This is a genomic window from Candidatus Rokuibacteriota bacterium, assembly GCA_016188005.1.
In the GTDB taxonomy this organism is placed as follows: Bacteria; Methylomirabilota; Methylomirabilia; order Rokubacteriales; family CSP1-6; genus UBA12499.
This window is the reverse complement of sequence record JACPIQ010000100.1, coordinates 18,529-33,394: the sequence shown is the minus strand read 5'-3', so window position 1 is coordinate 33,394 and position 14,866 is coordinate 18,529. Positions and strand designations below refer to the sequence as shown.

The 14,866-nt window shown below is 69.4% G+C and carries 13 protein-coding genes and 1 pseudogene; 10 read left to right on the top strand and 4 right to left on the bottom strand.

The features are described from left to right. On the bottom strand, nucleotides 1-456 hold a 456-nt coding region (locus HYV93_19945), incomplete at its 3' end, for an acetylxylan esterase (GenBank protein ID MBI2528237.1). Nucleotides 457-626: 170 nt separating this feature from the next. Further along, nucleotides 627-1,052 carry a hypothetical protein gene (locus HYV93_19940; GenBank protein MBI2528236.1) on the bottom strand — a complete coding sequence of 142 codons (426 nt, stop codon included), beginning with the start codon at nucleotides 1,050-1,052 and terminating at the stop codon, nucleotides 627-629. 60 nt (nucleotides 1,053-1,112) lie between these two features. On the opposite strand from HYV93_19940, the gene HYV93_19935 reads away from it, so the two are divergent. Beyond that, nucleotides 1,113-2,396 (top strand): MFS transporter, encoded by a 1,284-nt coding sequence (locus tag HYV93_19935; GenBank protein ID MBI2528235.1) that lies wholly within the window; start codon nucleotides 1,113-1,115, stop codon nucleotides 2,394-2,396. Nucleotides 2,397-2,470: 74 nt separating this feature from the next. Here HYV93_19935 and HYV93_19930 read toward each other — a convergent pair. Further along, nucleotides 2,471-2,584, bottom strand: a pseudogene (locus tag HYV93_19930) (acyl-CoA/acyl-ACP dehydrogenase). A gap of 388 nt (nucleotides 2,585-2,972) precedes the next feature. Here HYV93_19930 and HYV93_19925 point away from each other — a divergent pair. The 3 genes from HYV93_19925 (at nucleotide 2,973) to HYV93_19915 (ending at nucleotide 6,608) form a co-directional block, all read left to right on the top strand. After that, nucleotides 2,973-3,629, top strand: coding sequence for a hypothetical protein (locus tag HYV93_19925; protein ID MBI2528234.1), 657 nt, complete (start codon nucleotides 2,973-2,975; stop codon nucleotides 3,627-3,629). A gap of 92 nt (nucleotides 3,630-3,721) precedes the next feature. Continuing rightward, nucleotides 3,722-5,284: a DUF4331 domain-containing protein gene (locus tag HYV93_19920; protein MBI2528233.1), complete on the top strand. Its 1,563-nt coding sequence runs from the start codon at nucleotides 3,722-3,724 to the stop codon at nucleotides 5,282-5,284. A gap of 10 nt (nucleotides 5,285-5,294) precedes the next feature. After that, nucleotides 5,295-6,608 (top strand): hypothetical protein, encoded by a 1,314-nt coding sequence (locus HYV93_19915; protein MBI2528232.1) that lies wholly within the window; start codon nucleotides 5,295-5,297, stop codon nucleotides 6,606-6,608. 50 nt (nucleotides 6,609-6,658) lie between these two features. On the opposite strand, the gene HYV93_19910 is transcribed toward HYV93_19915, so the two are convergent. Further along, nucleotides 6,659-7,672, bottom strand: a complete 1,014-nt coding sequence (locus HYV93_19910) for a LysR family transcriptional regulator (protein ID MBI2528231.1) — start codon at nucleotides 7,670-7,672, stop codon at nucleotides 6,659-6,661. A 413-nt stretch (nucleotides 7,673-8,085) separates the two neighbouring features. Here HYV93_19910 and HYV93_19905 point away from each other — a divergent pair, with 413 nt between their 5' ends. From HYV93_19905 to HYV93_19880, 6 genes are all read left to right on the top strand, one after another. After that, nucleotides 8,086-8,979 carry an SDR family NAD(P)-dependent oxidoreductase gene (locus HYV93_19905; protein ID MBI2528230.1) on the top strand — a complete coding sequence of 298 codons (894 nt, stop codon included), beginning with the start codon at nucleotides 8,086-8,088 and terminating at the stop codon, nucleotides 8,977-8,979. A gap of 288 nt (nucleotides 8,980-9,267) precedes the next feature. Continuing rightward, the gene (locus HYV93_19900) at nucleotides 9,268-10,494 is read left to right on the top strand and encodes an ABC transporter substrate-binding protein (GenBank protein ID MBI2528229.1); all 1,227 of its coding nucleotides are present in this window, start codon (nucleotides 9,268-9,270) and stop codon (nucleotides 10,492-10,494) included. Nucleotides 10,495-10,572: 78 nt separating this feature from the next. Further along, nucleotides 10,573-11,256 (top strand): ABC transporter ATP-binding protein, encoded by a 684-nt coding sequence (locus tag HYV93_19895; GenBank protein ID MBI2528228.1) that lies wholly within the window; start codon nucleotides 10,573-10,575, stop codon nucleotides 11,254-11,256. Further along, nucleotides 11,253-12,752 (top strand): AMP-binding protein, encoded by a 1,500-nt coding sequence (locus HYV93_19890; GenBank protein ID MBI2528227.1) that lies wholly within the window; start codon nucleotides 11,253-11,255, stop codon nucleotides 12,750-12,752. Before HYV93_19895 ends, HYV93_19890 begins: the two co-directional genes overlap by 4 nt. Nucleotides 12,753-12,769: 17 nt before the next feature. Continuing rightward, nucleotides 12,770-13,195 carry a cobalamin B12-binding domain-containing protein gene (locus HYV93_19885; protein ID MBI2528226.1) on the top strand — a complete coding sequence of 142 codons (426 nt, stop codon included), beginning with the start codon at nucleotides 12,770-12,772 and terminating at the stop codon, nucleotides 13,193-13,195. Continuing rightward, a complete protein-coding gene (locus HYV93_19880; protein MBI2528225.1) occupies nucleotides 13,182-14,864 on the top strand; it encodes a methylmalonyl-CoA mutase in 1,683 nt (560 codons plus the stop codon). The genes HYV93_19885 and HYV93_19880 overlap by 14 nt, the downstream gene beginning before the upstream one ends. The last annotated feature ends 2 nt before the right edge of the window (nucleotides 14,865-14,866 follow it).

The following is a 14,866-nucleotide window of genomic DNA, read 5'->3' as shown; positions in this document are numbered from 1 at the left end:
GGCGCGCATGGAGTTGTACCAGCCCTCGATGATGGGGATGTGCGACACGACGCACTTCACGCGGGGATCGAGGGCGCCGACGACGAGGGCATGCCCGCCGCTGTAGGAGATTCCCCAGACGCCGATGCGCTCGCGGTCGATGACGCCCTCGTACTCGTCGAGGTAGCTCAGCGCGTCCACCGCCGAGCGGTAGTCGGCGATCTGCTTCCAGGGGTCGAGGTGCTGCCGTGGCTCCCCGTCGCTGGCCCCGAGGCATCGGTAGTCGAAGATCAGGGCCGCGAGGCCTTCGCGCAGGAAGAACTGCGCGTACTCCGGCATGATGAGCTCCTTCACGTAGCACCATCCGCCGCCCATGACGATCACCGGCCACGGGCCTTTCCCCTCGTCCGGCGTGAACAGGTCGGCCCGGATCAGCTCTCGCGGGTTCTCGCTGGGGAACTCGACGGCACGCTTCATCGTTGGGATCTCCCTCGGTCTGGGACGTGAGCTGGGCGCGCCCGCCGGCCCCCGGGGCGGGCGGGGCAGGCCACATGCTTAACCCAGCGGCGAAGCAGCGTCAAGCGGCCTCTTCGATCGGCACCCGCCGCCTCACCACGGCGCCGTTCACCGGCAGCACTCGCCCGCCGTCAGCGGCGCGGGCGCAGGGGCACGCGCGACAGCTCGTCGTAGAGATGCACTGCCGCGCGCATGGCCTTGAGCCAGTCCCCCAGGTGGAGGCTCTCGTTCTCCGAGTGGGCGTGGCACGCCGGATCGGCGACGCCCGTGAGCAGGCACGGCGCGCCCTCGAGCAGCCGCGCAAACGGTTCGACGAAGCCGATGGTGCCGCCAGAACCGATCATGGCGGCTTCCTTGCCGAAGCCGGCCCGGAGGGCGCGGCGCGCTGCCTCGAAGGCCGGCCCCTCGGGGTCGGTGCTCCACCAGGGCGCCGACCCCGTCATGCGCGCGGTGACCCGCGCGCCGCGGGGAGGCCTCGAGGTGAGGCGCCTGACGAGCAGGCGCCCGGCCTCCGTCGCGTCCATCTCCGGCACCGTGCGGAGCGACAGCCGCGCCATCTCGCCGGAGAGAGCAAGGCGGCACGAGCGTGCTATAGTGGCGCGGCTCCTCTTGCCCCCATGATCCCACGCCCGCGCGACCGGATCTTCTACGGCTGGTGGATCGTCGCCGCCGGGTTTGGCCTCGAGGCCCTCATCGGCGCCCTCGTCTTCCACGCCTACGGGGCCTACGTGGTCCTCCTGCGCGAGGAGTTCGGCTGGAGCAAGACCATGCTCTCCGCCGCCTTCTCCATGGCGCGGATGGAGAGCGGCATCCTCGGCCCCATCCAGGGCTGGCTCACCGATCGCTTCGGCCCGAGGGCCCTCATCCGTGTCGGCGTGGTCGTCTTCGGCCTGGGCTTCATCCTGTTCAGCCAGATCGCCTCGCCGCTCGGCTTCTTCGTCACCTTCTTCCTGGTGGCGCTCGGGTCGAGCCTCGGCGGCTATCTCCCCATCAGCGTCGCCATCGTCTCCTGGTTCAGGCGGCGGCGGGCGCTGGCGCTGGGCATCAGCGCCACGGGCATGGCGGTGGGGGGAATCCTCACCCAGCTCGTGGCGCTGTCGCTGGCGCGCCATGGCTGGCGGTGGACGGCAGCCGGGTCGGGCGTCGTGATCCTGCTCCTGGGTCTGCCCATCGCCCAGCTCGTGCGGCACCGCCCGGAACTCTACGGCCTCCATCCCGACGGCGACGCTCCCGAGGCAGCGTCGGCGGCGGCCGTGAGCGCGCGATCGACCGGGCACGGCGTCGCCCACGCGAGTCCCGCGGAGTTCACCCCGCGCGAGGCCATGCGCACGCCGGCCTTCTGGCTCATCTCCCTGGGCCACGGCTCGGCCCTCCTGGTGGTCTCGGCGGTGCTGGTCCACCTGGTGGTGCACCTGACCGAGCGCCTGGGCTACTCCCTGCGCCAGGGCACGGCCGTCATCGCGATCATGACGGCCATGCAGGTGCTGGGCCAGCTGGGCGGCGGCTGGGCCGGCGACCGTTTCAGCAAGCGCACCATCATCGTGGTGTGCATGGCAGGCCACGCCGCCGCGCTGCTCCTGCTCGCCTCGGCCAACGCCTTCTGGATGGTGCTCGGCTTCGCGATGCTCCACGGCATGGCCTGGGGGATCCGCGGCCCGCTCATGGCCGCCATCCGCGCGGACTACTTCGGCAGCGGCTCCTTCGGCATGATCTCGGGGCTCTCCTCCATGATCGTGATGCTGGGGATGATCGGTGGCCCGCTGATCGCCGGCGTCCTGGCCGACCGGACAGGCAGCTACGAGGCGGGCTTCCGGGTTCTGGCGGCGCTGGCCGCCGCAGGCTCCGTCTTCTTCATCCTCGCGTGGCGTCCTGCCCCCCCGCGCCGCTCGAGGCCGGCCTGAGCCCGCTCTCAGGGCCACGGACCTTCTCCTCGCCGTGACTCCTCGCCGTGGCCCCCCCACGAGCGCGCAGCGGCTCAGAAGGAGCGGGGCAGGCCCAGCCAGCGCTCGCCGAGGTAGTTACTCACCATGTCGTTGGTGAGGGGAGCGAAGACGTAGAGGCGCGCGTCGCGGAAGTAGCGTTGCATGGGAAGGTCGGTGTCGGACAGATCATGGCCCTCCTCCTGGACGCCGTGGCCGCGGCGCGGCTGCTCGCAGTGTAACCACCGGCCGACCCCTGTCGGAATAGTTTACAGTTCGGTACTCCGCCTCCGGGAACCTGAACGGGACATGCTGTATTCTCGTCGGAACCGGGAATGGCACGGATATCGCAGCTATCGGCACTGCGGCATGGTAGGGGCCACCGGTAAGGCTTCCCGTGCGACGTCACCGGTGCTGCCACACCTCGGTTGATCACGACGTGCCGTCACTGTCGGCAGAGGAGAAGTCATGATCCGACATGCCTGTCTACTCCTCGTTCTGGCACAGTTGGCTTTCGGAGCACCCGCGTTCGCGGCTCCGTGCACACCCGGGACACTCGTGGACTACATCGGCCTGGGCGCGACCGGGTGCACGGTCGAGGATGTGACCTTCTTCAGCTTCTCGGAGGTGACGCCGCCAAGCCCGGGGACGACCCAGATCCCGTCGGCGTCCGTGTCGCTGACGCCGGTGACGGGGCCGGGCGGCCCAGGCTTCCTCTTCGCCGGCAGTCCCATCGCCGCAGGCCCCGCCAGCCTGCTGGAGCTGTTTCTCGGCTTCCAGGCTACTCCCGCCAGTGGTGACTCGTTCATCGGCAACAGCATCGCGCTCGACTCGTCTGCCCTCGTCGCCGGCGATGGGGCGATCACGATAGTCGAGAGCAAGTGCCTCGGGGCGGTCTTCTCCTCTCCGTCCGTGGGCTGCGCCGGGACCCCGGTCACGCTGATCCCGTTCGCCATCGAGGGCCTGAGTGACCTGGAAGAGAGCGCCACCTTCGCTCCGCCGGTCAGTTTCTTCGATGTCTTCGTCGAGCTGGTCGTCGATGGCGGCGTCGCCGGAAACGCGTCGCTCGGCCCCTCGCTGGGAGAGCTCCACGTCGCGACGGCGCGCGCGCCCACACCCACCCCCGTGGCCGGGCCGCCGGCCATCCTGATGGTCGGCGCCGGGCTGGCCGGGTGGCTCGGTTGGCGGGCCCGGTCCGTTCGATCGCGCGTCTGACATCGGCCGGCTTCCCTCGCATTCTCCGGCGGGACGAGACCGCGCTCCATCGTCTCTTCAGCGTCGAGCCAAGGAGGGGTCCCATGAGATTCATGACAGCGAGACTCGTCATCCTCGTTCTCGTCGCAGCCGTCGCCTCCTCGCCGCTCGCCGATGCGGCGAACCACCGTGAGGCGCCGATCACGGCGCTCGATCACAAGGCCGACATCAGCGATGTCTTCGCATTCCGCAGCTACGGGGGCAGCTCCAGCGCCCCGCGAGTGACGCTCATCATGAGCGTCGACCCGCTGCTCGAGCCCGCCAACGGCCCCAACTGGTTCCCGTTCGACCCTGACATCCTCTACGAGATCAAGATCGACAACAACAACGACGCGGTCGAGGACATCGTCTTCCAGTTCCGCTTCACCACCGAGCAGCGCCTGCCGAACCTGTTCCAGGGCTACGCGGGCGTGGGCGGCGGAGCCGTGGCCCCGGGTAACTCGCCGCCGCCGGTGCCGCCCGGGACCCTGATCGTGCCGCCGAGGATCGATTCGTTCGACGACGTCGGTCTCGGGCAGCGGCAGCGGTACACGGTCACCATGGTGAAGGGCGGTGTGGCCACCCCGATCACCAGGGCGGCAGGCGGGCCGTTCTTCGCCGTGCCCGCCAACGTCGGCCCGAGAACCATGGACTACACCGCGCTCTTCAACGCCGGCATCCACACGACGACCACGCCCAACGTGAAGGTGTTCGCGGGCACCACCGACGATGCCTTCTGGATCGACCTGGGCGGGGCGTTCGATACCTTCAACACCAGCAAGGCTCCGCCGATCCTGAGCGTGTCCGACGACGCGGCCGTGCAGAACTTCGCCGCTGACACCGTCTCCGGGTATGCGGTCAACTCCATCGCCATCGAGGTGCCGGTGTCGCTGCTGACCCGGACCGGCGCCGTGGAAGCCGCCACCTCGACGGCGGCCACCATCGGCGTGTGGGCCACCACCTCGCGCCCCCGGACCACGGTCCGGCGCTCGCCGCTGCCCCCGGCGAGCTCGGGGACCTTCTTCCAGGTGCAGCGCATGGGCAATCCGCTCATCAACGAATTGCTCGTGGGAACGGGGTCCAAGGACCGCTTCAGCATGGACCAGCCGAAGAACGACTCCCAGTTCGCCTCCTTCTTCCTGGATCCGGCGATCGCCCGGGTCGTGAACGCGCTCACCGGTGGCGCGGTCGCCATCCCTGTTCCGCCGCGCTTGGACCTCTTGCCGGTGGTGACCTATGCCCCGCCGATCGCCGCGACGGGGACCCCCCCGGGCCCCATCGCCGACGTGCTGAGACTGAATACCGGCGTGGCGCCGACCCCGCCCGGTAGTCCCGTCGCCAGCCGCCTCGGTCTGCTCGGGGGAGACCCCGCCGGCTTCCCCAACGGCCGGCGGGTGTTCGACGACGTGACCGACATCACCCTCCGGCTGGTCGTCGGCGGGGTGCTCGCCGCGCCGTTCCCTGGCTTCGACCCGAACATCGGCGGGCGGCTGGGCGACGGCGTCAACGTCAACGACGCGCCCTACCGTACCGACTTCCCGTACCTGGCCGACGCTCCGAGCGGTCGGAGCCGGCGGCACATCGACCCGGGCGAGGCGGGTTGCACCGCAGGTTTGGGTGCCGCCTGCGCGCCGTAGGGCGAGTGTCATGCACGCGATCCCGGTGGTCCGGCGGCTGCTGGCCACCGGGGTCGCGTGCCTGGGCGTCGCCACGGCCTCCGCCGAGAGCCTGTCCCCCGCCCAGCAGAAGATCGCCGCGGCGGAGAGAGTGATCCAGGCCGCGCCCGAGCGCGCCGAGGCCCACGCCGACCTGGCCCTGGCCCTTGCCCGCCGCGCGAGGGAAACCGCCGATCCCACCTACTACGACCGGGCCGACGCCGCCATCGCCCGCTCGCTGGAGGTCGCCCCGGGAAACCTGGCCGCCGAGCGCACGCGTATCTGGGTGCGCCTTGGCAAGCACGAGTTCGCGCAGGCTCTCGAGCTGGCCCAACGGCTCAACCGGAAGGTCCCCGACGACCTCATGACCTATGGCTTCCTGGTCGACGCCAATGTCGAGCTGGGCAACTACGCCGAAGCCGAAGAGGCGGCCCAGTGGCTCTTGAACCTGCGACCGGGCAATATCGCCGGACTGACGCGAGCCGCCTATCTGCGAGAGCTCTTCGGCGACATCGAGGGCGCGCTGGACCTCATGCAGATGGCCTACGGCCGGACGCCGCCCACCGAGGTGGAGGAGCAGGCCTGGATCCTGACCCAGATGGCTCACCTGCAGCTCATGCAGGGCAAGGTGGACGTCGCCGATAGCCTGCTCGGGCAGGCCCTGGCACGGTTTCCGGACTATCACTACGCGCTCGGCCAGCTGGCACGGGTGCGGTCCGCGCAGGGCCGGCATCGCGAGGCGGTGGGGCTGGAACGGCGCCGCTACGAGCGGGCGCCCTATCCGGAACACCTGTTCGCGCTCGGCATGGCGCTGCGACAGGGGGGCGAGCGCCAGGCGGCGGCCCGGGCCTTCGCCGAGTTCGAGCGCAAGGCACGGGCCGAGATGGACGGCTGGGACAACGCCAACCGCGAGCTGGTCTTCTACTATGCCGACGTCGCCCGGCGGCCGGGAGACGCGCTCACCGTCGCCGAGAAGGAGATCGCTCGCCGCCGCGACGTCCATACGCGCGACGCATATGCCTGGGCGCTGTCCCTCAACGGCCGTCACGCCGAGGCGCGCCGGGAGATCGAGCAGGCATTGGCCGTGGGCATCCGCGAGGCGGGCATGCTCTACCGTGCCGGCGCCATCGCGGCGAAGCTCAAGGACCGCGAGGCCGCTCGTCGATACCTCGATCAATCGCTCGCGCTCGCCCCCCGCTGGGCAACGTCGGATGCGGCGCGACGGCTACTGGCGCGGCTCGGGGGATCGGGAGTCACGAGTCGGCCCCGAGATCCCGGAGCGCCATCGCCTCCCCGCAGGAGGTGAGTGGGCCACGGTCGCGAGTCCTCCACCACCCCATGATCGACGCCCAGGCGTCAGCGAGAACCATGGCACGACCGACCTCCGCCCGACGATCGCCGACGTGAGGCTCCTCTCGCCGCCGGCGGTGACGCCGGATGGTCGGCAGATCGGGTCCGCCCCGCCCGCGCTCGGGTCAGCCGCGCGCCCGCCCGGCCGCCGGCGGCGACGAGGAGGGCGGCGAGGCGCGTGAGGGCGGGCTGGCGGCGGGTGGCCGGACGCCAGACCAGAGTGACGGGCAGTGACGGGACCCGCGCGGGCTCACTCACAATGCGGTCCGGGGGCGCCCCGGCGAGGGCAAGGGCGGGAACGAGCCCGATGCCCAGCCCGCCTGAGACATACGAGAGCAGCAGCGAGACGCTCGGCACGTCGATGGTCGACACCGGGCGGATACGCTGGTCGGCGAGATACTGGTCGAGCAGCACGCGGCTGCGGCTCTCCGCGGCCAGGCGCAGGACGGGCTCTTGGCGCAGCCGCTCCGTCAGCCGCGCCTGGCCGCGGCGCCCGCGCCGGGGGCCCACCCAGACGAAGGGCTGGTCGAAGAGGTGCCGGTCCTCGAGGCCGCGCGGGGTCTCCTGGCCCGTGACCACGGCGAGGTCCACGTCGCCGCTCTGGACCAAGCGCACGCCTGCGCGCGAGTGGGTGGTGACGATCTCGAAGCGCAGCGGCGGCGCCTCGTCCAGCAGGTCGCGGAGCACCGGTGCCAGGAGACCCTTGCCCAGGTAGTCGCTGGCCGCCATGCGGAGCGTGGTGGCGGGACGACCGGCCAGCTCGGCGAGGCGGGCGAAAACGGACTCCGCCACACCCCACAGCTCGCGCACGACCGGCAGCGCCGTCTCGCCGGCGGCGGTGAGGCGGACGCCGCGCCCGGCGCGCTCGAAGAGCTTCATACCGAAATGATTCTCGAGCCGGCGGATCTGCTGGCTCACCGCGGAGGAGGTGACGTGACGCTGGCGCGCCGCCGCCCCCACCGAGCCCGTGCTGGACACCGCAAGCAGGGTCTCGAGGGCGGGGAAGAGCGCGACGTCTATCATTAAGCAGATCTTACCATTTCATGCAGAACGTTTCACTGGACGAGGGGGTCTTCCTGGGACAGGATCACTTGCCGCGGTGTGCCTGCTTTCTGGTTGGCGAGAGCGGCTCGCTACCCGGAGACCGTCCCCGTCGCTCAGTCCAGCCTGCCGGACGCGGTCGGCTAAGCCCTGGCGACGCTGAAGTGCTGGGACGATCCCGGCCTCACCGAGCTCCGGAAGCTGCCGGCCCTCGGTGAGGCGTTCACGAACCCGCAGCCGATCATCGAGCGTTTCGTGGAGGCGGGGCGAAACCCATCGATCGTGCTGCCTCGCGGGCACGGCGCGCGCGGGGTCGAGGCGATGGCGATCCTGGTCGCGACGCCAGTCTGAGGCGGCTGGCGCGCCATACGCAAACATCGGGAGGGGGGCACGTGGGGCTGCTCGACGGGAAGGTCGCGGGCGTGACAGGGGCGGGCAACGGCATCGGTCGCGCGGTGGCGCTCGGGCTCGCCGCTGCCGGGGCGAAGGTGGTGGTGAACGACTATGGTGTCACGGTCGACGGCCGGGAGCCGTCGTCGGGACCGGCCCAGGCCGTCGTGAAGGAGATCGAGGCGGCGGGGGGCCGGGCGGTGGCGAGCGTCGAGAGCGTCGCCACCCTGGCGGGCGGGCAGGCGGTCGTGGACGCCGCGCTCACGACGTTCGGCGACCTGCACATCCTCGTCTGCTGCGCCGGGATCCTCCGGGAGCGGATGATCTTCAACATGACCGAGGAGGAGTGGGACAGCGTCATCGCGGTCCACCTCAAGGGCCACTTCACCGTGATGCGCGCGGCCACGCGCCACATGCGGGAGAAGCGCAACGGGCGGATCATCACGTTCACCTCCACCGCCGGCCTCGAGGGCAGCCCCGCCCAGCCGAACTACGCCGCCGCGAAGGGCGGGATCCTCGGCCTCACGCGCTCGACGGCGATCGCGATGGCGAAGTACGGGGTGACAGTCAACTGCATCTCGCCCGCGGCGGACACACGGATGACCGCGCGCCTCTCCGAGAGCCGGCGGGCGCAGGTGGCCGCGCCGCCGGAAGCCGTCGCGGTCGTCGTCGCCTTCCTCGCGAGCGATCTCGCCGCCCACGTGACGGGACAGGTCATCCACGTGGCTGGCAATGAGGTCAGCGTGTGGTCCCATCCCGCGGCCCTGCGGACGGTCTCCCGGAGCGAGCCCTGGACGCCCGAGGCGCTCGGCGAGGTGTACGACCGCTACGTCGGTCAGGACCGGCTGCGCCGGCTCGACGCGTACGGCATCCAGTGGCCGCCGGCGCGCCCGTGAGGGCACAGGCGCGTCGGCCCGGGGCGCCGAGATGAAATCCGGCCTGTTCGTGTCGCCGCAGCATTTCGCGGCAGACTCTCCCGTCGCCAAGGTCGCCGCGCATGTGGGAGCGAGACAAGGTCCTCAGGACGATCCGCCTGATCGGCCGCCAGGTCATGCCGGCGCCGGATATCACGTGCCCGGATCGACGAACAAGAGGAGATAACGCCAATGCGCCACGGTAAACTCGACCACGCCCGTTCTCGTCAACCCGATCGGAGCTCCGGCAGGATCACGCGCCGGTCGTTCATGAGGGTCGCCTCAGGGGTGGCCGGCCTGCCGCTGGTGTCGAGCGCCTCCAGGTGGGTCGAGGTCGCGCCGGCTGCCGCAGCGGCCGGGGAGGTCGTTATCGGTGCGGTGGTCGGCCTGACGGGCATCACGGCGCAATGGGGGAAGGGCGCGGCCGAGACCATGCAGCTCGCCGTCAACGAGATCAACGCGGCGGGCGGAGTGAAGTCGCTCGGGGGCGCGAGGCTCAAGCTCGTCGTCGAGGATCACGAGAGCAAGCCCGACATCGGGGCGGCGCGGACAGAGAAGCTGGCACAGCAGAAGGTCCAGGTCCTCACGGGGTGCGTGACCAGCAGCGTCGCGGTCACGGCCGCCAGCATCGCCGAGCGCCTTCGAGTGCCGTTCGTCGACGGCGGGGATAGCTCGCCTCAGATCGTCCAGCGGGGATTCAAGTACGTTTTCATGCTCCGGCCGACGGCGATCCAGCTGGCGAGAAAATCCGTGGACTTCAGCAAGTGGGCCGGACAGAAGACCGGCGTGATGCCGACGAAGGTCGCGATCATCGTGCAGGACGACACGGCCGGGACGCAGATCGGCGAGAACGCCCTGGCGCGCGCCAAGGAAGTCGGGTTCAACGTGGTCGACTATGTCCGCTACTCGGCCGCGACGGCCAGGGATTTCAGCGCGCCACTCACGTCGTGCAAGCAAGCCGGCGTCGACACGATCTTCCACCATGGCAAGCCTGCCGATACGGTCATCTTCGTCAAGGACATGAAGTCGCTCGATTTCAACCCGAACTACATCGGGATCCTCGGGGGTGCCGTTGACCGGACTGCGGTCGACAACCTCAAGCAGGACGCCGAATACATGCTGGGGGGCACCGACTTCAATCCGGAGGCCAAGGTCGCGGCCGACCTCGTGAAGCGTTTCAAGACGGCGACGGGGCGGGAAATGGATACCGTTGCCGGGATCGGGTACTGGACGATCGGCGTCATCTGGGGCGCCGTGGAAGCGGCCGCGTCCACCGACCGGGACAAGATCCGGGACGCGATCCGGAACCTGCGGCTCAACCCCGGCGAGCGGTACTGGGTCTTGCCGACGCCGCTCCAGTTCAACGACCAGGGGCTCAATATCGGTGCCGACGTCATCATCACCCAGGTTCGTGGCGGCAAGCATCGCCCGGTCTATCCCGAGTCGATCAAGACGGTCGAGCTGGTCTGGCCGCGGCCGAGGTGGTCCAGGGGTTAGCCTGAGGGATCTCCTGTGCTCGAATTGACCCGGCTGACGAAGAGCTTCGGCGGCATCAAGGCCGTGACGGACGTCAGCATGACGATTCGTCCGGGGGAGGTCGTCGGCCTCATCGGACCGAACGGCGCCGGCAAGACGACGGTCTTCAACCTGATCGGCGGCTTCTTCCATGCCGACTCGGGCCGGGTCACCTGGAATGGCGCCGACATCACGCGGCTCAGCCCGCACGAGATCTGCAAGCGGGGGATCGCCCGCACGTTCCAGATCACGCGGCCGTTCAACGGGCTGACCGTCGCCGAAATGGCGGCGGCCGGAGCGCTGAACCATCTGGCGACGATCGAGGACGCCCGGGCGTTCGCCGCCGAGGTGCTCGATCTGCTTCACCTCGGCGACAAGAGCGGCAGGTTCGGACGGGACCTGACCACGCCGGAGCGGAAACGGCTCGAGCTGGCCAAGGCGCTGGCGACGAAGCCCTCGTTGCTGCTCCTGGACGAGGTGATGGCGGGGTTGCTCCCGGCGGAGGTCGACGAGCTGCTCTCGATTCTCCGAACCGTTCACGCGAGGACCGGGACCGCGATCCTGGTGGTCGAGCATGTCCTGCACGCCGTGATGAGCTTCTGTCCGCGCATCGTGGTCCTGAACTTCGGGTGCAAGCTCGCCGAAGGAACGCCGGCCGAGATCAGCCGGAACGAGGAAGTGATCAAGGCGTACCTGGGCCGGGCATACGAGGTCGCCCAGCCCGACGAGACACTCGACCGATGAACGTCGCCGACTGTCTGGATCGCCACGCCGCCGGCTCGCCGGCGAAGATCGCCGTGACCGACGGCGATCGAACCGTCACCTACGCGGCCCTGCTCACCGCCAGTAACAGGCTGATCGACGCCCTCACGCAGCTCGGGGTGCGCCGCCACGACCGGGTGGGCCTGGCGCTCGACAACTCGCTGGAGTTCGTCATCGGCCATTTCGCCGTGCAGCGCATGGGCGCGACGGTCGTCGGCATCAACAAGCGGCACGACGAGTCGACGATCGACTATGTCCTGAAGAGCGGCCAGGTCCGCGCGCTGCTGGCCGACCCGGACTTTCTCGACAAGATCGATCACCTCTGGTGGGACCTGCCCCAGCTCGAGTGGATCATCACCACGGGCGACCGGGACGTCTATGGCACCTACAACCTCGGCCGACTCCTCGCGGCCTCGACCGCCGCCGACGGCCTCGTCGACTGCCGGGACGACGATCTCGCCTCCCTGTTCTTCACCGCCGGCACGACCGGAAGGCCCAAGGGCGTGCCGATTTCCCATCGGGTGCGGGCCGAGATCGCGACCTCGCTCGCGCGCGCCTACCGCGTCACCCCGGAGGACCGGGCGCTGGCGGCGTTGCCGATGTTCCACACGTTCGGCTGTTACATCGGCATGTTTCTGCCGCTCTACCAGGGCGGGGCCATCTCCGTGTTGCGGGAATGGGCCCCGAAGACCGCGCTCGCGAAGATCGCGTCCGAGCGCGTGACCTTCCTGGCGGGCGTGCCGACCCTGTTCATCCAGATTCTGAACTGTCCCGATCTGCTGCGTTACGACCTGACGAGCCTGCGCACGTGCGTCGTGGGCGGGGCGCCGGTGCCGGCGAACCTGATCCGCGAGTTCGAGGAACGGGTGGCGGCGGTGGTCATCAACACCTACGGCATGACGGGGTCGATGCTCACCGCCCACCCGTACGACGGACCGAGGAAGTACAGCTCCATCGGCTTGCCGCTGCCCGTCGCGGGGCTCGAAGTCAGGGTCGTGGACGAGGCCAATCGCGTGCTGCCGGCAGGGGAGGTCGGGGAGATCGTCTTTCGCGGCCCGACGATGTCTCCCGGCTTTTGGAAACTGCCCGCGTTGACGGCACGGCACTACCGCGACGGCTGGTCGCACAGCGGGGACCTCGGAAAGTTCGACGAGGAGGGCTTCCTCTACCTGGTCGACCGTAAGGACGATCTGATCATCACGTCGGGGTTCAAGGTATACCCTACGGAGACCGAGGACGTGCTCTACAGCCACTCAGCGGTCAAGGAGTGTCTCGTGATCGGCGTCCCGCACCCGGTGAAAGGGCAGGTCCCGAGGGCGATGATCGTCCTCAAGAAGGGCGCCCAGGCGTCGGCGAGCGAGCTCATCGAGCACTGCCGGGGCCGGCTCGCCCACTACAAAGCGCCCGCGGAGGTCGAATTCGTGAGCGAGCTGCCGAAGAGTGACACGGGCAAGATCCTGCGCCGATCGGCACGGTGATCACCGGAGGGGGGACGATGTCGGAGCGGCACGGTCGGATCCTCATCGCGAAAGCCGGTCTGGACGGGCACGATCGGGGCGCCAAGCTGGTGGTGGTGGCCCTGCGGGACGCCGGCCTCGAGGTCGTGTACAGCGGATTGCATCGGTTGCCGGACGAGATCGTGAAGATTGCGCTGGAAGAGGACGTGTCGGTCATCGGGCTCAGCATCCTGTCAGGCGCGCATCAACGCATCGTCGCGCGGCTGCAGGACCTGCTCCGTGTCGCGGGAGCGCCGGAGGTCACGCTCGTGGTCGGTGGATTCATTCCCGCCGAGGACGTGGATGAGCTGCTCAGGCTCGGGGTCAGCGCGGTGTTCGGTCAACAGACCAAGCTCGACGACATCGTCGACTACATGAGGCGGACGATCGATGCCACCGGGAGGACGGCCGATGCGCGACGATGACCTCGAGCAGCAGGCTGCATCGTGGCGGAAGACGCACGAGCAGGCGTTGACGAAGCCGCGGGCGATCGCGTTTTCCACTGACAGCGGGATCCCGGTCAAGGAGCTCTACACGCCCCTGGACCTCGCCGCCCGGGGCTTCGACTACCGCGACGACCTCGGGTTCCCGGGCGAGTTCCCCTTCACCCGCGGCGCCGACGTGACGGGATACCGGGACAAGATCTACGGGATCGGTCAGTACGCGGGGTTCGCCACCGCCCGGGACACCAACCGCCTGTTCAAGAAGCTCATCGCCGAGGGCCAGGACAGCATCCACGTCGCCTGCGACCTGCCGACGAACATGGGCTATGACATCGATCACCCGCTGGCCGAAGGAGAGATCGGGCGGGTGGGGTTGACGATCAGCTCGCTGGCCGACATGGAAGAGTTCCTCGACGGGATCGACCTGCGGCGTATCGGCGTCACGTACGTGGTCAACCCGATCGCGCCCGTGATCCTGGCCATGCACATCGCCGTGGCCAGGAAGCAGGGCGTCCCGCTGGACCTGCTGACCGGCTGCGTGCAGAACGACGTCATGAAGGAGTACACGGCGTGCGGGAAGTACATCTTCCCGCCCCGACAGGCGGTGCGGCTCAGCGCGGACATCATCGAGTACGTGACCGAGAAGATGCCGCGCTTCTACGCCAACAACATCGCGCTCTATCACCTCGGCGAAGCCGGCGCCGATCAGGTTCAGCAGGTCGCCTTCGCGCTGGCGGCGGCCATCGAGTACTGCGACGCAGTCACGCAGCGGGGGCTGCCGATCGACCGCTTCGCGCGCAACATCGCCTTCCTCGGGTACGTCAACCACCGGGACCTGCTCTGCGAGGTCGCGAAGATCCGCGCGATGCGCCGGTTGTGGGCCGAGCTGATGAAGACCCGATACGGGGCGACGCTGCCCGAATCCATGACGCTGAAGATGCACTGCGCCCAGGGCGGCATCTGCCTGACCGCGGGTGAAGGCCTCCTGAACTTCGGCCGGATCACGCTGGCCGCGCTGGTGGCGGCGCTCGCGGGGGTGCAGAGCCTCGGTCTGCGCACGATCGACGAGCCGTACGGCATCCCGAGCGAGGAGGCGAGCATCATTTCGATCCGCATCGCGCGCATGGTGGCCCAGGAGACGGGCGCCATGGACACCATCGACCCGCTCGGCGGCTCCTACTACGTCGAGTCGATGACCGCCGAGATCAAGTCGCGCGTGGAAGACAAGCTCGCGGTCATCGAGAAGATGGGGGGCATCGTGGCCGCCATCGAGAGCGGCTACATCTCGACGGAGATCAGCAACAGCGCCTACGCTTTCCAGACCGCGCTCGAGGGGGGTGGGAAGGTCCTGCTCGGCTACCGGCGCGACGCCGAGAACCCCTACCGGAGCCCCAATCAGAATTCCTATTACGTGCCCAGCGCCGACATCGCGCGGCAGTGTCGCGAGCGGCTGGAGGCCCTGCGGCGAACCCGCGACGACGGCGGCGTCCAGCGGGCGCTGCGGCGGCTCCGCGCGGCCGCCGAGGCTCCCGCGAGCCCGAACCTCGTCGAGCCGATCCTGGAGGCGGTCGAAGCCTACGCGACCATGGGAGAGATCTGCGGGGTGCTCCGGCAGGTCCTCGGCGAATATCGCATGCCGACCGTCGTGTGACG